This is a genomic window from Bacillus cereus group sp. BcHK124 (genome assembly GCF_027712065.1).
GTDB classification, from domain to species: domain Bacteria; phylum Bacillota; class Bacilli; order Bacillales; family Bacillaceae_G; genus Bacillus_A; species Bacillus_A pacificus.
The window spans coordinates 80,899-103,003 of the sequence record NZ_JAQFPJ010000003.1; the positions used below are offsets into that span (position 1 = coordinate 80,899).

The following is a 22,105-nucleotide window of genomic DNA, read 5'->3' on the forward strand; positions in this document are numbered from 1 at the left end:
ACTGGTAGTTGGTATGAATGATAGAAACTATTTTTTCTTTAAAGAAAGCGGATTCAAAAAGTAGTGAATGAGAAGGGGATATATACTTTTTCACTACATATATTTGAAAAGGTTTACAAAACAATGAAGAAAGAGGCGTGTACATATGAGACGATTAGGTATTTCTATTTATCCAGAACATTCAACAGTAGAGAAAGATAAGGAATATTTAACATTAGCAAGTAAATACGGATTTACACGTGTATTCACATGCTTATTGTCTGTAGATGGAGAAAAAGAGAAAATTATAGAAGAGTTTAAAGAAACGATCTCTCATGCAAATGCATTAGGGTTCCAAGTATTAGTTGATATTAGTCCAGCTGTTTTTGAACAACTAGGTATTTCGTATAATGATTTATCATTCTTCCATGAACTAGGTGCGTACGGTATTCGTTTAGATGTTGGTTTCTCAGGATTAGAAGAATCAATTATGACTTACAATCCGTATGGCTTAAAAATTGAGATTAATATGAGTAACGGTACGAAGTATGTAGATAATATTATGAGCCATAGACCAAATCGCGAAAATTTAATTGGTTGCCATAATTTTTATCCGCATCGTTATTCCGGATTATCATATGATCATTTTATGAAATGCTCGAAACAATTTAAAGATTACGGTATGAGAACGGCTGCTTTTATTTCATCATTTGATGCAACATATGGACCTTGGCCCGTAACAGAAGGATTATGTACGTTAGAGCAGCATCGTGAATTACCAATGACAACACAAGCGAAGCATTTATTTGCAACAGAATTAATTGATGATGTTATTATTGCGAATGCTTATGCATCAGAAGTAGAATTACAAGCACTAGGTGCATTAAATAAAGAGAAACAAACATTTGATATAGAGTTATATGATACAACGACAGAACTAGAAAAAATTATCGTATTAGACGAACCTCATTTTTATCGCGGGGATGTATCTGAATATATGATTCGTTCGACACAAAGCCGTGTGAAATATAAAAAAGAAGAGTTTAAACCTCATAATACACGTGAAATTAAGCGCGGCGATCTTTTAATTGATAATGAGCAATATGGCCAATATAAAGGTGAATTGCAAATTGCATTAAAAGATATGGTGAATACAGGAAAAACAAATGTAGTTGGTCGAATTGTAGAAGAAGAGATTTTCTTACTAGACTATTTACAAGCATGGGATAAATTCGGATTTACATTAAAGAAATAGATAAATTAAAAAAGGAAAAAACTACTGACCTCAGCAGCTTTTTCCTTTTTATATATAAATTGCGAGAGGAAGAGCTATGACAAAGGTGCATCAGCGATTAGTTTCTATTTTAGAGGAGTTTTTAGAAGAGAAATCGATGTTAAATCGAGCTTTTTTAGCGAGCCGTTTACATGTATCAACGAAGACGATTCAAAAAGATATAAAATTATTAAATGATATATTGGAAGAAAACGGAGCGAAAATTGAATCGCAAAGAGGGACTGGATACGAACTAGAAATTATACAAGCGAAGAAGTTTGAAGAGTTTTGCGTGAGTCTATTTCAAAAACAGACAGAAAAAATCCCGACTTCTTATGAAGAAAGGATAGCGTACATTCTGCAACGTATTTTAACGACTGAGGGATATGTGAAGCTTTCACAGTTAGCAGAGGAGATTTATGTAAGTAAATCGACAGTAAATTTAATTATGAAAGATGTTACAGATATATGTGGTCGCTATCAATTACAAATTGAAAAGAGACCGTATTATGGTATACGTATTGTGGGAGAGGAGTTTCATATTCGTTCTTGTTTATCACAATACGGTTTACCGCGTTATGATCATACTCCGTTTCATGAGCAATTTGAGCAGAATGATACATGCTTATCGTTACCTCATATACCGCTTATCCGTTCGATTATATTAAAGTATATCGAAGGAGGAACGATATATTTATCAGATATAGAAATTGATAATTTAGTCATTCATATTGCAATTGCATTAAAGCGTTGTGAAGATCAACATTATATGAAAGGACTAAATGCGGAGCAATCAGAACTCATAATAAAGAAAGAATATGCAATTGCGAAAGAGATTTTAGGAGAGTTAGAGAAAGAGTTGCATTTTTCATTCCCAGAAGAAGAAGTTTTATATGTAACGATGCATTTATTAAGTACTGCTGTTACAGCGAAAGATCGTTATGAAAATGTGGAAGAATTATTAGGGAAAGATCTATATGCATTTATGCAACATATTCTTTTTAAAGTAGCGGAAGAACGGAATCTTATTTTTTATTATGATGAAGAATTATTATTTGGGTTTGGTGTTCATTTAAAAACGTTATTAAATCGTTTAAAGTATAAGTTAAATACGAGAAATCCTCTTTTGGCAGAAGTGAAAAAGAATTATCCGTATGCTTTTGAAATTGCGGTTCTCGTTGGAGATATAATTGGTGAATATACGGGAGAATCGATTCCGGAAAGTGAAATTGGTTATATTGCGATTCACTTCGGCGGAGCGATGAGTCGTTTACAGGAACAGAATCAAAAGAAAAGATGTTTATTAGTTTGTGCAACTGGTCAAGGAAGTGCCCAACTATTGAAATATAAAATTCTATCACAGTTCCGAGATAAATTAGAGATTGTGGGAATTACCGGTTATTATCAATTGAAAGTAGAAGACCTTTATAAAGATAAAATAGATTGTATTATTAGTACGATTCATATACCAAGTGGTTTACCTGTGCCTGTTATAAAAGTAAACTCAATATTTGATGATAAAGAGATTAAGTCAATTGGTCAGCAGTTATTTACGCATGTGAATACTAGTGTACAGCAATATATGAAGGAAGATTTAATCTTTTTAAATCACAGTGCTTCTACGAAGGAAGAGGTTATCCGATTTTTATGTGAGAAAGCTGCTGAGAAAAACTATGTACCAGAACACTTTTATGACTCTGTTATGGAAAGAGAGAATACATCCCCTACAGCGGTTGGGAATTTAGTTGCGATTCCACATCCGATGCAGTTATTAAGTGAGAAAACATTTTTAATGTTTTGTACACTTGAGAAGGCTGTTGATTGGGGAGATAAGAAAGTACAAGTTATTATTTTATTTAGTGTAAAGCGCAATAATAATGAAGATTTACAAAAGCTTTATGATTTTTTATATGATATTATGTCTAGTCAAAGTACGATAGAGAAATTAACTCATGCTGAAGGTATTGAAGATTTCCAAGAAGTATTATTATCTATATAAGAAAAGTATGTAAAAACTTCCGTTATACAACGGAAGTTTTTTATGTTTAATTGTATGCGTTTTCATAATAAGATGAAAATATAGAAAAAAGATAGCTTGGGGGAATTTAAAATGACTGATATGCAAACTCCATTTGCGTTAATTTTACATGGTGGCAACGCGAGAAGCGCGGCACTTGAAGCAATTGCTTTTGCAAGACAAAGAGATTTTGAGAGTGCGAGTGAAAAGATGACACTTGCTAGTGAAGAAATTTCAGCAGCTCATCGTATTCAAACGGACTTAATTCAAGAAGAAGCAAGAGGAAATCATGCAGAAATCAGTTTACTGTTAGTGCATGCACAAGATCATTTAATGAATGCAATTACAGTGAAAGAACTTGCGGAAGAATTTATCACTCTTCATAAACGAATAGAAGAGAAAGTGACAGTATAAGATGTACATTTTATTATGTTGTGCAGCAGGCATGTCAACGAGTATGGTTGTAAGAAAAATGCAAGAAGAGGCAATGAAACAAGGGAAGGATTATAAAATTAAAGCAGTTGATTCAGAACTTGTGAAACTGGAAATAAAAAATGCTGATGTTGTTTTAATTGGTCCGCAAGTGAAATATTTATTTCCAGCCGTAGAGTTTCTTGCAAATTCATACAATATACCAGTTGCGATTATAGACCAACGAGATTATGGCATGTGTGATGGTTTGAAAGTACTGAAACAAGCAGAACAATTAGTTTTAGCATAATTATATTTTTTTAAATATAAACATTATAATGTTATAACTTTATTTCATCCTTTCATAGAAAAGAGAAAGAGGAGGGGTTTTGATGAATGGTTTTATGAGTTTTATGGAACAAAAGATTATGCCAACAACACAAAAGATTGCCGGACAGCGACATTTATTAGCAATTCGAAACGGGGTTATTTCTACATTGCCGTTAACGATTGTCGGATCATTTTTCGTTATCTTTTTAAACTTACCAATTGATGCATATATGGAGTGGATTGCACCGTTTCGCCATATTTTAGATATTCCATTCCGATTTACAGTAGGACTAATGGCGTTATACGCAGCATTTGGGGTAGGGGCTTCACTCGCGAACTTTTATCAGCTCAATCAGTTAAGTGCAGGGTTATTATCTGTACTCGCCTTTTTACTAGCATCAGTTGAACCAATTCAAATTACGAAAGCCGTACCAGGTGTTATTGATGCAGGTAGATATATTTCAGTAGGAACATTAAGTGCCACATCTTTATTCGGCGCAATTGTTACAGCTTTAATTGCAGTAGAAATTTATCACTTTATGATTAAGCATAATATCTCAATTAAATTACCAGATAGTGTACCACCAGCAGTTTCAAATTCGTTTGCAGCATTAATTCCAACGTTAGCAGTTATTCTTTTATTCTGGGGCATTCGCTACGGTTTGAAATTTGATGTAAATACAACAATCACATATTTAATCGCACCACTAAAATCAGTATTAGTAGGAAATAATTTATTCGGCGGTTTATTAACAGTATTCTTAATCGTATTTTTCTGGTCATTCGGTATACATGGCCCTGCGATTTTAGGACCGATCATTCGTCCAATGTGGGATTCGGCAATTCTTGAAAATATGGAAGTATTCACAGCTACAGGAAATGCACATCAATTACCAAACTTATTTACAGAGCAATTTATTCAATGGTTCGTATGGATCGGTGGATCAGGATCAACGTTAGCTTTAGTTATTATGTTTATGTTCTCTAAATCTAAGTTCTTAAAAGAGTTAGGTAGATTATCATTCGTGCCAGGCTTATTCAATATTAACGAACCAATTATTTTCGGGGCACCAATTGTAATGAACCCAATCTTAATTATTCCGTTCGTTATTACACCGTTAGTGACAACGACAGTATCATATTTCGCAGTTGTTTCAGGTATGATTCCGATGATGATGGCGAAATTGCCATTTACGATGTTAGCACCAATTGCAGCGGTTATTAGTACGGACTGGACAATTATGGCCGGTGTACTTGTACTTGTTAACTTTGTTATCTCATTCGTTATTTACTATCCGTTCTTCAAAATGTATGAGAAACAACAATTAGCAGGAGAGGAGAAAGAAAAATGCTCGGAGCAATTATCATCTTAATTACATTTGTAGCGGGGCAGTGTATTGCACATTATTCAAAATGGGTACAAAGTAAATCTTTATTAGTTTTACTACTAGTATCAATTGTATTTATCGGTAGTTCAATGGGTGCCTATGTAATGCTAAGCTTACAATCACCGTACGTGATTATTGTACCAACGATTTTATGTGCAACATGTTTATCTGCAAAATATAGATTTACGAGCATGGCATTAATACAACGTGTGAAGGAGATGCAAAAGCATGGAGCGTAAATTAGGAATTTCACTTTATCCAGAACATTCAACGAAAGAAAAAGATATGGCATACATTTCGGCAGCGGCACGCCACGGTTTTTCAAGAATATTCACATGTCTATTATCTGTGAATCGTCCGAAAGAAGAAATTGTAGCTGAATTTAAAGAAATTATTCATCATGCAAAAGATAACAATATGGAAGTTATTTTAGATGTAGCTCCGGCAGTATTTGATCAACTTGGTATTAGCTATAGCGATCTATCATTCTTTGCAGAGTTAGGTGCAGATGGTATTCGTTTAGATTTAGGTTTTGACGGATTAACAGAAGCAAAAATGACGAATAATCCGTATGGCTTAAAAATTGAACTAAACGTAAGTAACGATATTGCATACTTAGAAAATATCCTTTCGCATCAGGCGAATAAGCCAGCTTTAATTGGTTGTCATAACTTCTATCCGCAAAAGTTCACTGGTCTTCCGTATGATTATTTCATTCGCTGTAGTGAACGTTTTAAAAAACACGGTATTCGCACGGCTGCCTTTATTACGTCACATGCAGCTGAAATCGGTCCATGGGATATTAATGACGGATTATGTACGTTAGAACAACATCGTAACTTACCGATTGAAGTACAAGCGAAGCATTTATGGGCAACAGGGCTTATTGATGATGTTATTATCGGAAATGCTTATGCGAGTGAAGAAGAGTTAGAGAAACTAGGAAACTTAAATCGTTACATGTTACAGCTAAAGGTACATTTTGTAGACGAAGTGACTGAAGTAGAGAAGAAAGCGACACTGCAAGAATTACACGTAAGACGCGGTGACATAACAGAATATATGGTACGTTCTACAGAAGTACGTAAAAAGTACAAAGACTATGACTTCCCAGTGCGCGAAAGTGTATTACAGGAAAGAGGGCAAGTTGTAATAGGTAACAACTCATTCGGAAAGTATAAAGGTGAACTACAAATCATTCTAAAAGAAATGCCGATAGATGAACGGAAAAATATTGTCGGTACAATTGCGGAAGAAGAGTTATTCTTACTAGATTATGTAGGAGCTTGGACACAGTTTACTTGTGTGGAATAGGGAAGAGAAGGAGAGGATGCTGTGGCATCCTCTTTTTTCTGTTGAAATGGTAGTCTATCGTATATAGAATCGGACGGGAGTGAAGGAGAAAGAATGTAAGAATCATAAAAAAAGAGTCAGCCTCATTGAGACCGACTCTTTTTTATACGAACTAGTTTAATACTTTAACTGTAACTGTTTTACGTCCCCAGTTACTTGATGTACCTTTATCAGGCATTAAAACATCAATTTTATTTCCTTTAATAGCCCCACCAGTATCACCAGCGATTGCTACTCCGTAACCTTCAACCCATACTTTTGAACCTAATGGAATGACACTTGGATCAACCGCGATTAGTTTCATGTTTGGATTAGCTGTTAAGTTGTGACCTAAAGCTGATTTTACTTGGTCGCCTGCTTTATAACCATTTTCAAGTGGATCTGCTGTATAAGCTGTTGCTACAACACGTAGTTCACGAGAAGATGATGGTGCACTTGTTTCAGTTTCTTTTGCGACAGGTTGTTGTGTAGCTGGTTTTTGAGCTTTAGCCGCTTCACGAGCTTTAGCCGCTTCACGAGCTTTAGCTGCCTCTTGAGCTTCAGCTTCTTCTTGAGCTTTAGCTGCTTCACGAGCTTTAGCTGCCTCTTGAGCTTTAGCTGCTTCACGAGCTTTAGCTGCCTCTTGAGCTTTAGCCGCTGCTTGAGCTTCAGCTTCTTCTTGAGCTTTAGCTGCTTCACGAGCTTTAGCTGCTTCCTGAGCTTTAACTGCTGCTTGAGCTTCAGCTTCTTCTTGAGCTTTAGCTTCTGCCTGAGCTTTAGCTGCCTCTTGAGCCTTAGCTGCTTCACGAGCTTTAGCCGCTGCTTGAGCTTCAGCTGCTTCGCGAGCTTTAGTTGCTTCCTCCGCTTTAGCTTTTGCTTGAGTTTCAGCTACTTCACGAGCTTTAGTTGTTGCCACGGCTTTAGCTGTATCTTGAACTGTAGTTGTTTTTTCAGCTTTAACTACTGGTTGAACTTTAACTGGAGCTTTACCTGTTAAGTAAGGAACGTGAACATAAGCTGTTTTTCCGTTATATTCAAATTGGATCCAACCATTTTCAACTTGGTGTGTTGTTTCGATTACGTCATCTTGTTTCAATTTACCAAGAATCTCTGAGTCTGTGTTTGCACCAGCACGTACGTTTAATACGTTAGCTGTTACGTAGTAAGTGTCTTTTGTGTAGTCAGCGCTAATGAAAGCTTCTTTACCGCTATTCAATTTCACTTTTGACCATCCGTTTTCTGTATGTAAAACGTTAACTTTATATCCATCTAATAATTTTCCTACAACTTTTGATTCAGTAGTTGGGTTTTCTCGTACATTTAGTACATCAGTCGTTACGATTGTTTCTGCTTTAGCAGATGTTGTGAAAATCCCAAGACCAAAAACCGCTGCTGTTGCTATACCCATAAATTTTTTCATAATAGCCTCCATTGCATTTGTTTTCGTTGACCTCATTATAGCAACCATTATTTTCTTATTTGCGAAAAACATAGAATTACAAAGCTTTCGTAACGGCTCATTAATATTCTGTAATAATTCCAGTAATATCCTAAAAGCGCTTTCTTATAGTTTTCAGGGGAGGTTTGAGCATGTGATACATAAAATAAAGAGTATTTCAATTTCTAATAGATTAATAATATTTCATATGTGTTACATAATTATTTCGTAGACATTACAAAAAAGGCGTATTTTGTTGTTGGAGCAGGTAACTAGTTATGTAAAAATAACTATTTCAGTTGTGGAGAAATAGAAATAAGGTGAAATTTAATAAAAAATCGCTATAATTGTTACAAAATAAGTCGAGGTATGGAAAAAATTACGCCTTGATTTTCGACTTTCAAATAGTATTTTTGCAATAATAGGATTCTATAATAGATTTAGTAGATTAAAATAATGAAAGATGTTTATAACGTGAAACATATATAATAGAAGAAACATGATTTAATAGATAAATAAAAAACGTAGGAGTGTAAACTCCTACGTTTTTGTTTATTCATATCGTAAACATTCAATTGGATCCAGTTTTGCAGCTTTGTTAGCTGGTAGTAAACCAAATAGTATACCGATTAACATAGATAGGGCAACAGAGATAAGTCCTAGCTTTAGTGAAACGACAAGTGGCCATCCTGCAAACATTGCGACAATCCATGCGAAGAAGATTCCAAGCATAAATCCGACAAAACCACCTAATGCTGTTAAAATACAAGCTTCAATTAAGAATTGCATTAATACTTTACCACGTGTTGCACCTAAAGCTTTACGAATACCAATTTCGCGTGTACGCTCTGTTACAGATACTAGCATAATGTTCATTACACCAATACCACCTACAAGTAAGGAAATAGCAGCAATACCACCGAATACGCTTTTTAATATACCTGTGAAGCTATCAATTTCTTTTAAGAATTCTTGTGGATCTGGTACTTCAAATTTACCTGAATGCTCTGGTTTTTTTGCTTCATTTAATGATTTTACAACTGCTTTTTGAACAGTTTCCTTATCTTGACCAGGAGCAATTTTTACCGTTACAGAATCGTAGTTATTTTTCCCGAATAGTACAGGCCAGTTTTCTGCTGAAATGACACCTTCTTTAAATGTCATGCCACCCATCATTGCTTTTACTGAATATACGCCAACTACTTTGTATGGTGTACCTTTTATATCTATATATAAGTTTGGTTCCCATGAAGAATATAATTTATCAAAAGCATCTGTATTTAATACAATTGTGTGTTCAGGTCTGTCTAAATCAGCTGCTGTTAAAAATCTGCCGTGCTCAAGTTTGAATTTAGATGTATCTTCAAAATAATCACCTTTTGCACCGGTAATATCAAGGTCTAATTCTTTTTTTCCTGCATATACTTTTTCTTTTCCTTTTACATCTGGATAAACTTCTTGCACACCAGAAATTTTGGATATATTTTCATACATGCTTGAGGAAATTTTTCCGTCCATATCTGAATAATCTTCTGTCTTATAATTTACAGAAAACTGATCTTTTTTTTCATTCCCGATTTGTTCGCGGAACTTTGCATTTGTTCCATCCCCAATCGAGATAATGGTAATGATGGCACTAACCCCAATAATAATACCTAACATCGTTAAGATAGAACGCATTTTATGGGCAAAGATAGAGGAAAGGGCCATGCGTATATTTTCACTCGTGTTCAAAATTAACCTCTCCAATCTTGGACGATATTTCCGTCACGAATTACAATTTGACGTGCTGCAGCTTCTCCAATTTCACGATCATGGGTAATCATAATGATTGTTGAGCCTTGTTTATTTAATTCGTAAAAGAGGTCCATAATTTGTGTACTTGTTTTCGTATCAAGTGCCCCCGTTGGTTCATCGGCTAAGATAAATTTCGGGTTATTTACGATTGCGCGTGCAACAGCGACACGCTGCTTTTGTCCACCTGATAATTCGTTCGGTAAGTGAGTGGCACGATCAGCTAAACCTACTTTTGTTAAAGCAGCTAATGAGCGCTCGCGTCTTTCTTTTTTATCGACTCCAGCGTAAATAAGAGGTAGTTCTACATTTTGAAGCGCTGTAAGTCTCGGTAATAACATGAAGTTTTGGAATACGAATCCGATCTCTTTATTACGTACGTGTGCAAGTTCTGTTTCAGTCATGTTTGAAATATTTTGACCGGCTAGTTCGTACGTACCTGTCGTCGGTTTATCTAAGCAACCGATAATGTTCATTAATGTTGATTTACCAGAACCAGAAGGTCCCATAATAGAAGTGAATTCTCCTTGGTTCAGTGTTACGTCAATTCCGTGTAATATTTGAACGGATTCTGCACCATTTTGGAAGGATTTCGTGATGCTTTTTAAGTTAATCACTGGGCGACAACCTCCATACCATCTTTTAAGTCTTTTTCAGGTTTAGAGATAATTTCCTCTCCTTTTTTCACTCCAGAAACTTTTGCTTCGCTATCAGTCTCGAATTCAACAGTAACTGCTTGTTCTTTCGCCTTACCGTCTTTTACAACGAAGACAACATTTTTGTCACCTTTTTTCACAATACTGCTTTTCGGAACAATTGTACCAGTTGCTTCGCCAGATTTACTTGTTACGTAAACGTGGAAACCGTTTTGTAATTCGTCACTATTATCTAATGTGACAGTGAATTGATAGTTAGAAACAGTTTTATTTTCATCCATGCTCTTTAATGGTGTAGAACCGATTTCTGTTACTTTTCCTGTCCAAGTCTTACCAGCGACAGTTTTTGATGAAACAGTTACTTCTTGCCCAACTTTCATACTAGCAAGCTCATATTCAGAAAGTTGACCTTTTACTTTAAATTGACCAGCGTGACGAAGAGTAATTCCGCTCATACCTGTTTTTTCGTCAGCAGTTTTCACGATATCATCAATTACGCCATCAGCAGGACTTGTTACAGAAAGAGTGTTTACTTTCTCTTTTGCTGCTTTAATCATTTCATCAGCTTTTTCAACTTCAAACTTTTTCATTTCAAGTTGTGATTCTAATTGCCCAACTTCAGCTTCTGATGCTTTTAATGCTTCAGCAGGAAGGCCTGCATTTTTATCTTTTTGTAATTTTTGTTTCGCCGCATCAATTTGTTTTTGGAACAACGTTACTTCTTTTTGTGCGATTTTCTTTTGCATTTCTGCTTCTGTTACACCTTGTTTAGCAGTCGGGTCATTGTATTTAAATAGAAGCTGACCTTTTTTCACTTCATCGCCTTTTTTTACAGCTAATTCATATGTTCCTTTTGTTGGATCGAATGAAATAGTTTCAATTCCATTTGGAATAACTTCGCCACCAAATTTTTGCGCGTTTTGGATTTGTTTTTCAGTTACTTTATATCCGCTATATGCCATTGCTACATCTGAACCGCCCCCAGCAAATGCAAAGTATGATCCAGCTGCAATTCCGATTGCTACTACACTAGTAATTAACACTTTATTTTTCTTTTTCATCTATTTATCACCTTTTCGTTCGTTTTAGTATCTACATTAAGTATAGAAGAGGTGAAGAATCTGACAAATCGTTTTAGCTTACAATAACCTTACAGTTTTGTAAGGTATGAATATGTAAATGTAAGGTAGAGCTTGTCCCAGTGTAAGCAAATGAATTGACTCGTTGTTTCTTTCTTACAATAATATTGTATGAAGGAGAGGAGGAAGGAAGATGGAAGCTTATTTTAGTGCGCATCCATTAAAACCGTTTATTCCCTACTCAAGGCAACATGCCATTATATTATTTATTCTGTTGGTGGGAATCGTTTTTTTATATCAATACCAAGATGTATTACGTCAAAATGAGTGGAATATAACGGTTCGATATGCGATTGCATTTTTATTTATAGGTAGTGAAATTGGGCTTCATATGTGGGAGTGGAAAGCGGGGATTTTTGAGCTAGCTACTTCATTACCGTTTGAGTTATGTACAATTAGTTTATTATTAGCGTCGATTATGATTGTAACGAAAAGTTATCGAATATATGAGATTGTATTTTTTACGGGAATTATTGGTGCATCACAAGCCATTTTAACGCCAAACTTGCAGTATGCTTTTCCGCATTTTAGGTTCATTGAATATTTTATCGCGCATATATTGCTCATTTGGGCGCCACTCTTTATGACTTGGGTGGAAGGATATCGTCCGACAGTACAATCTATTAAACGCACAATGATATTTTTAAACATATTGATTCCAATTGTTTCGTTTGTAAATTACAAAACAGGTGGTAATTATATGTTTTTAGCTCATAAGCCAGAAACAGCTTCATTACTTGATATGTTAGGACCACATCCTTACTATATTATTTCATTAGAACTCGCAGCGCTTATTGGATGTTTTATTTTATATATGCCATTTGCGAAAAGAGAAAAACAGTTACACAAAGAATCGTTAGGATCATAACCTAGCGATTTTTTATATATTAAATATTTACAATTCAGAAAATTAAGAATAAAATTAAGGGGTAAATTATAGAGAGAGAAGGGCGAAAATGGTCAAAAAGGTATTTTTGAATGGAATGGAAGTGACGGTTCAATTTCTTATTTCGATTTTGGGGATTATTATTTTAGGGGCTCTGCCGAAATTATTTTATGGATTTGAGCTGCATGCATCACAGTACATAAAGAGTTTACAAGAAGTGTTTGTGAATTTAATGGACATCTCCAATTTTAAATATGTGGGAGATAAATTTTTATTTCCGCAGTTGTTTGTCCATTATAAAGAAACAATTGTTATATTTTTAGCTGCTTTTTTCATTTCATTATTTGTAGCATTTTGTATTGTTTATGTAATTATGAGTAGTTCACCGCGTATACAACATCGAATTAAATCATTTCTTATCTTGCTAGAATCCATTCCAGATATCCTTCTTATTTTAGTATCACAAATTTTAGTTGTATGGTTTTTCAAACAAACAGGTTTTTTACCTTTTCAAATTGCTTCAATTGGAGGCGAGTCGATTAGGGGGTTGCCAATATTGTGTTTGAGCATCCCAACTACGATTATGTTTGTAAAAATGGTCGTGCTTCGTTTTGAAAATGAACTAGAAAAAGATTATGTACTATTTGCTAAGGCGAAAGGGCTGGGGCGCTTTCATATTTTAAATCGTCATATTTTACGAAATGTGTTGCTTAGTACATTATTCTTTGCGAAAACGAATATCTTTTTTATGTTATCTAATTTATATATTATAGAATGGATTTTTAATACGGGTGGTATTTTTATGTTTTTGAAATCGTATTTCGGTATTAGAGTTGAGGTTTTCATCGTTAGTGTGCTTCTTATATATATTCCGATTTTTATTTTATTTAAATTGTTTCATTATCTCATTCCGGCTGCGATGAAGGAGAGATTATAATATGTGGACGTATATAAAACGTGATAAAAGATTTTGGATAAGCATTGGGTTTCTTCTCCTATTAGTTCTTTTGAGCATCGGAAATACGTTATGGAATGATGGACATATTAGACAAGTTACATTGCAATATGATGTGGATGAAAATCCACAAGTGCCACCGTTTCCACCTTCATTACAATTTTTACTCGGGACAGACCGGAAAGGGTATGACCTGTTACATTTAGTCATTGAGGGCGCGAAGTGGACGATTGGTATATCTATTTTAATTGCGGCACTTAGAATGGTAATAGGTGTGTTTTTCGGTGTCGTACTCGGAACGTATATAAAAAGAGGATTTTCAAAAATTGAGGCTTTCTTTGATAGTTTTACAGTTATTCCGACAGTTATGATTGCGTATTTTTTTCTTCAATCTGCAAATACATTTGGAAGCGGAGAGGAGACAACAACCTTTTTTGAAAGGGCTTCGTTTCAAGTGGTATTACTTGTACTGCTTGTAATGCCAGTTATTGCACTGTATGTTGCGAAGGAAGTTCGTAAATTGCGAACGGAAGAATTTGTTGATGCCGCGCGCATATTAGGTGGATCGAGAAGACATATTGTTATAAAACATATTTTTCCGCATCTCTATATGCCGTTTATACTCGTATTTCTTCAGCAGTTTACGCAGACTCTTACTATTTTACTGCACTTAGGATTACTTGAAGTGTTCTTTGGTGGGACTGTAATGTTTGGTGGACAAATAAAAGAGGCGGAATCTTATACGCATGAATGGTCAGGTTTAATTGGAGTATACTTTAGGTCATTAACAGTGAATCCGTGGATCCCTCTCGTTCCGATTACATTTTTTGGACTTACTATTTTTTCAGGAAATATGATTGTAAAAAGTATCGAAGAGGCGATGATGAAAGTAAGATTAGGAGGAGAGCTAAAGAAGGATGTTGTAGAAGAGGAACAATCTGTTGTGCAGTCGAAAGAAGAGTTATTTACTTTTAAGCATACGATGTGAAAATAAAAAGAAGCAAGCATGTATTTCATGCTTGCTTCTTTTCTTTATTTTGTAGAAACTTCGCCTTCAGCTTCTGTTTGCGGAATAAAGTATCCGATTATACCACCAATTATTGCTGGAACGATCCAGCCGATTCCTAAGTTATAAAAAGGAATCGTGTGTACGATATTAGCGATAAAGTTTGGTATCATTCCCACATTATCAAGTGCATGAATACAGCTAATAATGAATGCTGCGATCATTGCTCCGATGTAGACAGAAGGTTTACGTTTCGTATATTTATCGATAAATGATACGAAAATTAAAATAATCGTAATTGGATATAAAATAATTAATACAGGTAATGTAATTTTGATTAATAAACTTAAACCTAAGTTTGAGATAACGAAGCTGAAAATGCAAACGTATAGTACGAGCTTTTTGTAAGAAACATTTGTTAGTACTGTTGCGAAATAGTTTGCGAATGCACTTACAACGCCGATTGCTGTTGTTAAACAAGCGAAGATAATGGCGATACTTAATAAAACATTCCCGCTTGTCCCAAAGAATTGGTACATAACAGTCGCTAATAGTTGACCACCGTTTTCGAATTGTCCTAGATTGCCGTTTGAAGCGCCGATATAACCGAGTAAGAAATAAACAATTGTTAAAAATAGAGCTGCGATGCTACCGCAAATAATTGTATATTTCGCAATCGATTTCTTCTCTTGTATACCGTTTTGGCGAATTGCATTTACAACAATCGTTGATAATACAAGTGCACCGATTGCATCTAACGTTAAAAACCCTTCAAGAAATCCTTTGAAAAATGGAATTTCTTTATAGTCACCAACAGGTTCTGCAAACGTTCCAGGTGAAAGAATTGCTTTTGTTGCCATAATTGCAATAATTCCAAGTAAAATTGGCGTTAATATTTTTCCGATATGATCTACTAATTTTGATGGATTTAATGATAAGAAGTAGACGACTGTAAAGAAAATCGCACTAAAAACTAACATAGAGTACCATTGGTCCGGGAAAAGTGGTGCAATCCCAATTTCGTAAGATACAGATCCAGTTCGTGGAATAACAAATAGTGGGCCGATTGAAAGATAAATAATGATAGCGAATACTGCTGCGAATTTTGGATGAACACGGCTTGCTAAAGTGTTGAAACTACCACCGGCAAGAGCAACAGCGACGATAGCTAGTAAAGATAAACCGACGTCTGTAATAATAAATCCTGTAATGGAAATCCACATATTTTCTCCGGAAGAAAGACCGAGAAGGGGCGGGAAAATCATATTACCAGCACCGAAGAAAACTGCGAATAGTAATAAACTAATCGAGAGTATTTGCGCTGGTTTTAAAGTTGTACGCATATAAAGAAAATCCTCCTAATGAGTGTTTTTGTCGAAAATTCAAACAATTTGTCGAGTAACTGTTATTATTTTAAAGGTCTGATGACTAGAAAGCAATAGGGAATTTTGAAAAAATTAAAAAATAATGCATTAAATCGAATAAATATACTATTTATATGTTTAATAGGAAGGATTTAACTTTAAACGTAAAAAAACACATACCGCTAGGATACGTGTTTTAAAAAAATATTTTTTTATCACGTTCTTCTTTTAAAATTTCTACCGCTTCTCGGAAACGTTGTGAATGAACGATTTCTCGTTCACGTAAGAAGCGTAGGCTGTCATTTATATCTGGGTCGTCTGATAAGTTAATGAGCCATTGATATGTTGCGCGTGCTTTTTCTTCAGCCGCAATATCTTCGTATAGGTCGGCAATTGGATCTCCTTTAGCTTGTATATAGGTTGCAGTAAATGGAACACCAGCAGCGTTATGGTAGTGGAGTGCACTATCATGATCAGCGTAATGAGGGTCAAGGCCAGCAGCTTTCATTTGTTCAGGAGTCGCATCTTTCGTCAGCTTATAAACCATCGTAGCGATCATTTCAAGGTGAGCAAATTCTTCTGTACCAATATCAGTAAGTAAGCCAATGACTTTATCAGGAATTGTATAACGTTGATTTAAGTAACGGAGTGCAGCAGCTAATTCTCCATCTGCACCGCCATATTGCTCAATTAATAATTTTGCAAGTGCTGGATTGCAAGTTCCTACTTTAACAGGGTACTGTAATTTTTTTTCATAAATCCACATAGTTTCTCTCCTTTATATTTGCCATGGCCAAGGACCTTTGCTCCATTCCCAAGGGGCATTCGAATAGCTGTTTCCAAACTGTTGGAGTGGCCCGTATTTTTCTTCCATCTTTTGTTTTAATACTCTTCGTTTATAGGAAAAGTCATTAAATTGATTAATAGCAGCAGTGTCATCTGGATGTGTATCTAAATAAAGAGTGAGTTCGACTAGTACAAAGTCTAGTTCTTGAAGCTCCAGTAACAGCTGATAATATTCTTCTGGTAGCGATTGAGTCACGTCAGTAGTCACCGCCCTTTTTTATAAGGATTTTCATAATAGTCATAAAAAACAGGCCATAAAGTCCCTTTTTGTAGCGCTTCTTTTGGCGTAAATTGTGGTAAGTTTGGCGGTTGAAAGCCTAAAAATAAATTAGGAGGAGTAGAATAATATTTTTTTCCGATAGGAGGGCAAGGATCTTGAGGACTATGATAGGGCACGAATGATCTCATATATTTATTCACGAATAAACCTCCTTACATGTTCATTACTACGTATTGTATTCAGACATAATGAGCATTTATGACACATATAAAAAAGTAATAGGTACGGGGGGAATGAATGTGGAGACTGTGAAACAATTCATTGTATTGGAAGTGAAAAACTTAAAGGAAACGTTATATTTTTACGAAGGGATTTTAGGAATTAAACCTAGTTTAGAAAGACCACAATTAGATGTAACGGGGGTTTGGTATGATGCCGATTCAACGAGAATTAGTTTTGTTATGAATCGCATGTTAGGTGGGCGGGAAAAAAGTGTTACAGATTCATGTGAGGATTTAACATTTACGATTTCTGACATAGAGAAATTGAAAAAGAAGCTAGCGTTTTATGAAATTTTATATACAGAAAATGAATGCGCGAGGAGTATTGTAGTACAAGACCCAGATGGATATAAACTTCAAGTAGTAGAGAAGGATGAATAGACGGAGGGGATTTGGTGGAGAGAAATTATGAAGAAAGTGCGTTGTTTGAGCATCAATTTTGGCTAAAGGTACTTACTGATCATGCGCAGTTTTTACTTGATGCATTAGCTCCAAAGGAAAAAGAAGATATAAAGAAAGCTACTTATTTTGTTGAAACATTTACGAATCTGTTAAATAAAGTTCGTAATGTGAATCTCGTGACATTTTCCAAAGAGGCAGAACAAGCCGCTAAGGAGATTCGGATGTTTAAATTAAATATTATACAGAAACAGTTGGAAGGAAAAATTACCATTCATTTTACGCCGACTTTTATTAATCATATGGTAAACGAAGTGGAAGAGTATATAACGGTTTTAGAGTTTTTAAAGAAAGGGGAAGTTCCGCCTGTTTTTCATGAATTACATTATCATCTCGTTTGGCTAACGGATGCGGCTGGTCATGCGGGTTCTATTTCTGGTGGGCTAGATCTTGTTGAAAAAGGATTAAAAGAGAAAAGCGAAGAATTTACGAAGCATTTTGAACAATTTTACTTAAAGGCAGTTGAGATGACTGGATATTTACGAACGGAGCTGCATCATTTTCCAGCATTAAAGAAGTTTACAAAAGATGTTTCACTTGAACTAAAATTATTTTCACATTTCTTACATGAAGTGGAAGAATTGGAGTTATCGAATGAAATATTAAGTGCATTATCAGCGAGAATGGCAGATCATATGGCAAGAGAGGAATGTTATTATTTATTAAAATTAGCTCAATCGTCTGGACTTGAAATGCCGAAGTGTAATCCGCTTTAAAGAAAAAGAGGTCAATTTTATTTGGCCTCTTTTTCTGTTTTATTGTTTCTTTTTATTTTTGCTTGTTCAATACTTGCCTGTAATGTCTCCATAATATTAATGATGTTTGGAGCTGGAGAGATTGTTTCCGTTTTTTCCTGTTGTTCAATTTTATTTTCGATTAATTCGGTAAGGGCTTCTTTATATTCATCTGTATATATTTCTTGTTCAAAAGGATTTGTAAGGTGGTGAATTAAATTAATAGCTGCGGTGAGTTCTTGTTTTTGGATAGGATAATTTTCATTACTTGGTAAGTTAGGTGTATTTGTTATATCGCGAATTTCATTAGGGTAGTGAATGGTTTGCAACATAAGTCCATCTTCAAAGTTACGGATAATAGCTAAATGTTGTTTTTTTCTAATGGAAATATGGATCAGACCAAGTTTATTCGTACGCTCAAGTGCTTCCTTTAATAATAAATACGATTTTTCATGTCCAGGGGTAGGGCCTATAAAATAAGAACGATCGTAGAGAACAGAATCAATTTCGTTATTTTGGATAAAAGATATAATACGAATGGATCGTGGTTCGTGAGCTTTTTGCAACGCAGCTAATTCTTTTTCATCCATAATAATGTATTTATGAGGTGCATATTCATAGGCTTTTACAATATCTTTATCATCAATTTCTTCATCCGTACAATCAGGAGCGAATTTTTTATATTTAATAGGTGTTAAGCATTCTTTATGGAGACTTAAAAATTTTATATCGTTTTCTTCTACGGCGCTATATAGTTTAATTCCCATATTTAATAGTCCAAGTGAAAGCGCACCTTTCCAGACGGTATGCAAATGAAACATCTCCTTTCGCTTAAAAATGATTATGTATATTATGAGATAGTAAGAAATTTCCTATACGTCTTTTGTTTTTTACGGAAGGGCTTGGGATATAAAATATGTTGACAAGCCCTCCAAAATATTTTAATGTGATTGTATAAAATTGTGTATATAAAGGGGAGTAACTTATTACAGTAAAGTCGTCATTACAGGGAGAAACCCTCGGCTTTATTGGCAACGTTTCGTTGTTAGTGAGACCTTTACCAGCAATGGTAAAGGCCCCTTATTGTCTTTTTTAGGACCCTTACCATATTTGGTAGGGTCCTTTTCGTATACAAGGAGAGGAGATATAAAAATGAAAAAATTGATTAGTAGATTAAGAGTTGTATTTCATGTTCGTCGTTTCGTTCCATTCCTATTTGACTTTTTTACTTCAAAAGAGGTTTCAATAAAGAAGAAAATCTTATCTATTGCTTTTTTAGTTGGTTATGTAGCGATGCCGCTTGATTTAATTCCAGACTTCTTACCGTTCATCGGTATTTTAGATGATATTGGGATTGTGTTATTTATTCTGAACCGAATTGTAAAAATGGCGCCAGTTCAATTACAAGAAAAGCATAACGTAAATGTAGGATAGGAGTTGGGCTAGAAAATATGGAGCAAATGATTTTAGATATAATCGAGTTTTTAAAGCAGTTTTCTTATTTTGGAGTTGTATTGGCTTTAACGTTTGAATTTATTCCAGCAGAAGTCGTTTTGCCTATGGTTGGATATTGGGTGTACGAGGGTGATATGAATTTTTGGCTAGCTGTATTAGCTGGAACGCTTGGCGGAACGACAGGACCGTTAACGTTATACGCACTTGGTTATTACGGTGGTCGTCCTCTATTAATAAAATACGGGAAATACTTCTTTATTAAAGAAGAACAAATTCAAAAAGCAGATGATTTCTTTGAGAAATATGGACCAGTTGTAGCATTTGTTGGACGCTTTGTACCGGGAGTTCGAACGCTTATTTCTGTTCCTTGTGGTATGGCAAAAATGAACATATGGAAATTTAGTATTTATACATTTGTAGCAATGTTCCCGTTAACGACTTTATATGTGTATTTTGGAATGAAATTAGGTCCGCATTGGGCAAAAGCGGCGGATGTTGTTGGACAATATATGCTACCGATATTAGGAGGCGTTCTTCTTATCGTGGCTAGTATTTTTGTCTATAAATATATGAAAAAAAGAAACAAAACGGAATCTATCTAGTCATATGAATATTTTTTGAAAATAGATGAATAGTACAGGCAAAAGACTCTGGGGGACATACACATATAGGGAATATAAAAGAGAGAGGGGAAACAACTATGTCTTGTGAGTGCTCAGGGTCAGCATTAACTTGTTGTCCAGATAAAAATTATGTGCAAGATAAAGTGTGTAGTCCGTGGTCAGGAACTGTAGTGGCGACTGCTATTACGAATGTACTGTACAACAATAATATTAATCAAAATATGATTGGAACAGGGTTTGTTCGATATGACGTCGGACCGGCTCCGATCACACTGACAGTTTTAGATGCAGCAGGAGCTACAATTGATACACAAACATTGAATCCAGGAACAAGTATAGCTTTTACGTACCGTCGTTTCGTGACAATTGAAGTAATTTTACCTGCTGCAACAGCTGGAACATATCAAGGGGAGTTTTGTATAACTACACGTTATCCACTTTCATAATAGAAAAGGAGAGGGCTAAGATGTACAATTCTAACTTATCATGCTGTTCCAGTAAAACACTTGTTCAAGATCAGGTATGTATAGATTGGGCTGCTACTGGTGCGGTAACTGAAACAGTGTATACGAATAATATTACGCAAGATTTATATGCATCAGGTTATGTGAAATATGATGTAGGTACAGCTCCAATTACGGTGAATTTTTTAGTAGGAGCAACAGTGGTGAATACAATTACTGTACAACCACAAAGCAGTGGATCATTTACAGTAAGATACTTTACTACAATTCAAATTGTAACGACAGGAACGGGAGTAAGCCAAGGACAATTATGTTTAACGGTACGTTATCCAATTTCATAAGAAAAAGCATACCAAAATGGTATGCTTTTTCTTATAGTTTGTAAGTTGAGGTCATAAATCACTTTAAAAGCAAAATGAGAATTGACAACAATATTTTCCTTCTATATACCGAATTGGATTATTTGGGAGATTAATAATTGCCACAGATTGTAATGATTGACCTGTATATGACATTGTGTTGCCAGGATAGACAGTAAAAGTATTTGTCACCTGTCCAATAATTTGAACCGTAACCGCTTCAGTACTACTAGTGCTATTATATACAGAAATATTACCCGATATTTTAAGTACACCATCTCCTTCCCATAAGATTAATGTAGAACTTTCAGAAGGCGGTGGAATTTCTTTTGTTATAAAAAAATTACCAGCGAATTCATTGTTGACTAATTCACAAGATGGTGGGTCAGGGGGAGTAGGTGGATCATAGGGAGGGCAAATGATAGATAAAGGGGCATAACAGCCGATATTTTTTTTACAAGCCATTAATAGCTCCTCCCTTCATAGTTTCTTTTTATTACTATTAAATGTTGCAAAACGATAGTTGTGTTAATAAAGGGGCAAAAAATTTCAGGAAAGTTTGTTTAATAGGCGTCCAACTCATAATCATGAATAAGAGTCTGTTAGACAAAAGATGGTTGTATAAGATAATACAAATAATGTTGGATGTTACAACAAATTGACTGTATATTTACAAAAATTAAATAAATTTTATTT

Annotated in this window: 26 protein-coding genes; 16 read left to right on the forward strand and 10 right to left on the reverse strand. The window is 34.9% G+C overall.

What is annotated here, in order from left to right:
* Positions 1-145: 145 nt before the first annotated feature.
* The 7 genes from PDK19_RS07290 to PDK19_RS07320 all read left to right on the forward strand — a co-directional run bounded on the left by PDK19_RS07290 (position 146) and on the right by PDK19_RS07320 (position 6,712).
* Positions 146-1,234, forward strand: a complete 1,089-nt coding sequence (locus PDK19_RS07290) for a DUF871 domain-containing protein (protein ID WP_270706837.1) — start codon at positions 146-148, stop codon at positions 1,232-1,234.
* Positions 1,235-1,310: 76 nt separating this feature from the next.
* Positions 1,311-3,251: a BglG family transcription antiterminator gene (locus PDK19_RS07295; protein ID WP_270706838.1), complete on the forward strand. Its 1,941-nt coding sequence runs from the start codon at positions 1,311-1,313 to the stop codon at positions 3,249-3,251.
* A gap of 111 nt (positions 3,252-3,362) precedes the next feature.
* Complete coding sequence (locus PDK19_RS07300; protein ID WP_270706840.1) at positions 3,363-3,683, forward strand: PTS lactose/cellobiose transporter subunit IIA; 321 nt, start codon at positions 3,363-3,365, stop codon at positions 3,681-3,683.
* 1 nt (position 3,684) lies between these two features.
* Positions 3,685-3,990 carry a PTS sugar transporter subunit IIB gene (locus PDK19_RS07305; protein WP_000275647.1) on the forward strand — a complete coding sequence of 102 codons (306 nt, stop codon included), beginning with the start codon at positions 3,685-3,687 and terminating at the stop codon, positions 3,988-3,990.
* An 82-nt stretch (positions 3,991-4,072) separates the two neighbouring features.
* Positions 4,073-5,383 (forward strand): PTS sugar transporter subunit IIC, encoded by a 1,311-nt coding sequence (locus PDK19_RS07310; RefSeq protein WP_001013055.1) that lies wholly within the window; start codon positions 4,073-4,075, stop codon positions 5,381-5,383.
* Positions 5,359-5,637, forward strand: coding sequence for a hypothetical protein (locus PDK19_RS07315; RefSeq protein ID WP_000900037.1), 279 nt, complete (start codon positions 5,359-5,361; stop codon positions 5,635-5,637). The genes PDK19_RS07310 and PDK19_RS07315 overlap by 25 nt, the downstream gene beginning before the upstream one ends.
* On the forward strand, positions 5,627-6,712 hold the full coding sequence (locus PDK19_RS07320; protein WP_262723092.1) for a DUF871 domain-containing protein: 1,086 nt from the start codon (positions 5,627-5,629) through the stop codon (positions 6,710-6,712). Before PDK19_RS07315 ends, PDK19_RS07320 begins: the two co-directional genes overlap by 11 nt.
* 151 nt (positions 6,713-6,863) lie before the next feature.
* On the opposite strand, the gene entC is transcribed toward PDK19_RS07320, so the two are convergent.
* The 4 genes from entC to PDK19_RS07340 form a co-directional block, all read right to left on the reverse strand.
* On the reverse strand, positions 6,864-8,273 hold the full coding sequence (gene entC / locus PDK19_RS07325) for a cell wall-binding protein EntC (RefSeq protein ID WP_262723094.1): 1,410 nt from the start codon (positions 8,271-8,273) through the stop codon (positions 6,864-6,866).
* Positions 8,274-8,720: 447 nt separating this feature from the next.
* On the reverse strand, positions 8,721-9,878 hold the full coding sequence (locus tag PDK19_RS07330) for an ABC transporter permease (protein ID WP_406895467.1): 1,158 nt from the start codon (positions 9,876-9,878) through the stop codon (positions 8,721-8,723).
* A 26-nt stretch (positions 9,879-9,904) separates the two neighbouring features.
* Complete coding sequence (locus tag PDK19_RS07335) at positions 9,905-10,579, reverse strand: ABC transporter ATP-binding protein (protein WP_098541748.1); 675 nt, start codon at positions 10,577-10,579, stop codon at positions 9,905-9,907.
* Complete coding sequence (locus tag PDK19_RS07340; protein ID WP_270706845.1) at positions 10,576-11,679, reverse strand: efflux RND transporter periplasmic adaptor subunit; 1,104 nt, start codon at positions 11,677-11,679, stop codon at positions 10,576-10,578. The genes PDK19_RS07335 and PDK19_RS07340 overlap by 4 nt, the downstream gene beginning before the upstream one ends.
* 211 nt (positions 11,680-11,890) lie before the next feature.
* Between PDK19_RS07340 and PDK19_RS07345 the strand changes: the two genes are divergently transcribed.
* The 3 genes from PDK19_RS07345 (at position 11,891) to PDK19_RS07355 (ending at position 14,586) form a co-directional block, all read left to right on the forward strand.
* Positions 11,891-12,625 (forward strand): YwaF family protein, encoded by a 735-nt coding sequence (locus tag PDK19_RS07345; protein ID WP_270706846.1) that lies wholly within the window; start codon positions 11,891-11,893, stop codon positions 12,623-12,625.
* An 88-nt stretch (positions 12,626-12,713) separates the two neighbouring features.
* Entirely contained in the window at positions 12,714-13,580 is an 867-nt protein-coding gene (locus tag PDK19_RS07350; protein WP_270706848.1) for an ABC transporter permease subunit, read from the forward strand.
* 1 nt (position 13,581) lies between these two features.
* Positions 13,582-14,586, forward strand: a complete 1,005-nt coding sequence (locus PDK19_RS07355) for an ABC transporter permease (RefSeq protein ID WP_270706850.1) — start codon at positions 13,582-13,584, stop codon at positions 14,584-14,586.
* Between the two features lie 44 nt (positions 14,587-14,630).
* Here the strand turns inward: PDK19_RS07355 and brnQ2 are convergent, their stop codons facing one another.
* The 4 genes from brnQ2 to PDK19_RS07375 all read right to left on the reverse strand — a co-directional run bounded on the left by brnQ2 (position 14,631) and on the right by PDK19_RS07375 (position 17,234).
* The gene (gene brnQ2, locus PDK19_RS07360; protein ID WP_001260908.1) at positions 14,631-15,947 is read right to left on the reverse strand and encodes a branched-chain amino acid transport system II carrier protein BrnQ2; all 1,317 of its coding nucleotides are present in this window, start codon (positions 15,945-15,947) and stop codon (positions 14,631-14,633) included.
* Between the two features lie 217 nt (positions 15,948-16,164).
* The gene (gene cotJC, locus PDK19_RS07365; RefSeq protein ID WP_000265273.1) at positions 16,165-16,734 is read right to left on the reverse strand and encodes a spore coat protein CotJC; all 570 of its coding nucleotides are present in this window, start codon (positions 16,732-16,734) and stop codon (positions 16,165-16,167) included.
* Between the two features lie 12 nt (positions 16,735-16,746).
* On the reverse strand, positions 16,747-17,010 hold the full coding sequence (locus tag PDK19_RS07370; RefSeq protein ID WP_000194492.1) for a spore coat protein CotJB: 264 nt from the start codon (positions 17,008-17,010) through the stop codon (positions 16,747-16,749).
* Between the two features lie 8 nt (positions 17,011-17,018).
* On the reverse strand, positions 17,019-17,234 hold the full coding sequence (locus PDK19_RS07375; RefSeq protein ID WP_001046260.1) for a spore coat associated protein CotJA: 216 nt from the start codon (positions 17,232-17,234) through the stop codon (positions 17,019-17,021).
* A 48-nt stretch (positions 17,235-17,282) separates the two neighbouring features.
* Here PDK19_RS07375 and PDK19_RS07380 point away from each other — a divergent pair, with 48 nt between their 5' ends.
* Positions 17,283-17,696, forward strand: a complete 414-nt coding sequence (locus tag PDK19_RS07380; RefSeq protein WP_124878215.1) for a VOC family protein — start codon at positions 17,283-17,285, stop codon at positions 17,694-17,696.
* Positions 17,697-17,710: 14 nt separating this feature from the next.
* Positions 17,711-18,490 (forward strand): DUF2935 domain-containing protein, encoded by a 780-nt coding sequence (locus PDK19_RS07385; RefSeq protein WP_014893285.1) that lies wholly within the window; start codon positions 17,711-17,713, stop codon positions 18,488-18,490.
* A 17-nt stretch (positions 18,491-18,507) separates the two neighbouring features.
* Here the strand turns inward: PDK19_RS07385 and ku are convergent, their stop codons facing one another.
* Positions 18,508-19,320, reverse strand: a complete 813-nt coding sequence (gene ku / locus PDK19_RS07390) for a non-homologous end joining protein Ku (protein ID WP_000557763.1) — start codon at positions 19,318-19,320, stop codon at positions 18,508-18,510.
* A 340-nt stretch (positions 19,321-19,660) separates the two neighbouring features.
* Here ku and PDK19_RS07395 point away from each other — a divergent pair, with 340 nt between their 5' ends.
* The 4 genes from PDK19_RS07395 to PDK19_RS07410 all read left to right on the forward strand — a co-directional run bounded on the left by PDK19_RS07395 (position 19,661) and on the right by PDK19_RS07410 (position 21,391).
* Entirely contained in the window at positions 19,661-19,942 is a 282-nt protein-coding gene (locus tag PDK19_RS07395; RefSeq protein ID WP_000733844.1) for a YkvA family protein, read from the forward strand.
* 17 nt (positions 19,943-19,959) lie between these two features.
* The gene (locus PDK19_RS07400; RefSeq protein WP_074567633.1) at positions 19,960-20,565 is read left to right on the forward strand and encodes a DedA family protein; all 606 of its coding nucleotides are present in this window, start codon (positions 19,960-19,962) and stop codon (positions 20,563-20,565) included.
* 98 nt (positions 20,566-20,663) lie between these two features.
* Entirely contained in the window at positions 20,664-21,032 is a 369-nt protein-coding gene (locus tag PDK19_RS07405; protein WP_014893284.1) for a DUF3992 domain-containing protein, read from the forward strand.
* Between the two features lie 20 nt (positions 21,033-21,052).
* Complete coding sequence (locus PDK19_RS07410) at positions 21,053-21,391, forward strand: DUF3992 domain-containing protein (protein WP_000282809.1); 339 nt, start codon at positions 21,053-21,055, stop codon at positions 21,389-21,391.
* A gap of 63 nt (positions 21,392-21,454) precedes the next feature.
* On the opposite strand, the gene PDK19_RS07415 is transcribed toward PDK19_RS07410, so the two are convergent.
* A complete protein-coding gene (locus tag PDK19_RS07415; RefSeq protein WP_000752309.1) occupies positions 21,455-21,874 on the reverse strand; it encodes an S-Ena type endospore appendage in 420 nt (139 codons plus the stop codon).
* Positions 21,875-22,105: the final 231 nt, after the last annotated feature.

Bases quoted from the DNA above. Each gene is read 5' to 3' on its own strand.
- PDK19_RS07320 (WP_262723092.1), top strand. From the start codon at position 5,627: ATGGAGCGTAAATTAGGAATTTCACTTTATCCAGAACATTCAACGAAA.
- PDK19_RS07415 (WP_000752309.1), bottom strand. From the start codon at position 21,874: ATGGCTTGTAAAAAAAATATCGGCTGTTATGCCCCTTTATCTATCATT.
- PDK19_RS07340 (WP_270706845.1), bottom strand. From the start codon at position 11,679: ATGAAAAAGAAAAATAAAGTGTTAATTACTAGTGTAGTAGCAATCGGA.
- PDK19_RS07380 (WP_124878215.1), top strand. From the start codon at position 17,283: ATGAGCATTTATGACACATATAAAAAAGTAATAGGTACGGGGGGAATG.
- cotJC (WP_000265273.1), bottom strand. From the start codon at position 16,734: ATGTGGATTTATGAAAAAAAATTACAGTACCCTGTTAAAGTAGGAACT.
- PDK19_RS07400 (WP_074567633.1), top strand. From the start codon at position 19,960: ATGGAGCAAATGATTTTAGATATAATCGAGTTTTTAAAGCAGTTTTCT.
- PDK19_RS07345 (WP_270706846.1), top strand. From the start codon at position 11,891: ATGGAAGCTTATTTTAGTGCGCATCCATTAAAACCGTTTATTCCCTAC.
- PDK19_RS07395 (WP_000733844.1), top strand. From the start codon at position 19,661: ATGAAAAAATTGATTAGTAGATTAAGAGTTGTATTTCATGTTCGTCGT.
- PDK19_RS07405 (WP_014893284.1), top strand. From the start codon at position 20,664: ATGTCTTGTGAGTGCTCAGGGTCAGCATTAACTTGTTGTCCAGATAAA.
- PDK19_RS07295 (WP_270706838.1), top strand. From the start codon at position 1,311: ATGACAAAGGTGCATCAGCGATTAGTTTCTATTTTAGAGGAGTTTTTA.
- PDK19_RS07290 (WP_270706837.1), top strand. From the start codon at position 146: ATGAGACGATTAGGTATTTCTATTTATCCAGAACATTCAACAGTAGAG.
- PDK19_RS07310 (WP_001013055.1), top strand. From the start codon at position 4,073: ATGAATGGTTTTATGAGTTTTATGGAACAAAAGATTATGCCAACAACA.
- brnQ2 (WP_001260908.1), bottom strand. From the start codon at position 15,947: ATGCGTACAACTTTAAAACCAGCGCAAATACTCTCGATTAGTTTATTA.
- PDK19_RS07315 (WP_000900037.1), top strand. From the start codon at position 5,359: ATGCTCGGAGCAATTATCATCTTAATTACATTTGTAGCGGGGCAGTGT.
- PDK19_RS07350 (WP_270706848.1), top strand. From the start codon at position 12,714: ATGGTCAAAAAGGTATTTTTGAATGGAATGGAAGTGACGGTTCAATTT.
- PDK19_RS07305 (WP_000275647.1), top strand. From the start codon at position 3,685: ATGTACATTTTATTATGTTGTGCAGCAGGCATGTCAACGAGTATGGTT.
- PDK19_RS07410 (WP_000282809.1), top strand. From the start codon at position 21,053: ATGTACAATTCTAACTTATCATGCTGTTCCAGTAAAACACTTGTTCAA.
- PDK19_RS07355 (WP_270706850.1), top strand. From the start codon at position 13,582: ATGTGGACGTATATAAAACGTGATAAAAGATTTTGGATAAGCATTGGG.
- PDK19_RS07300 (WP_270706840.1), top strand. From the start codon at position 3,363: ATGACTGATATGCAAACTCCATTTGCGTTAATTTTACATGGTGGCAAC.
- PDK19_RS07330 (WP_406895467.1), bottom strand. From the start codon at position 9,878: ATGGCCCTTTCCTCTATCTTTGCCCATAAAATGCGTTCTATCTTAACG.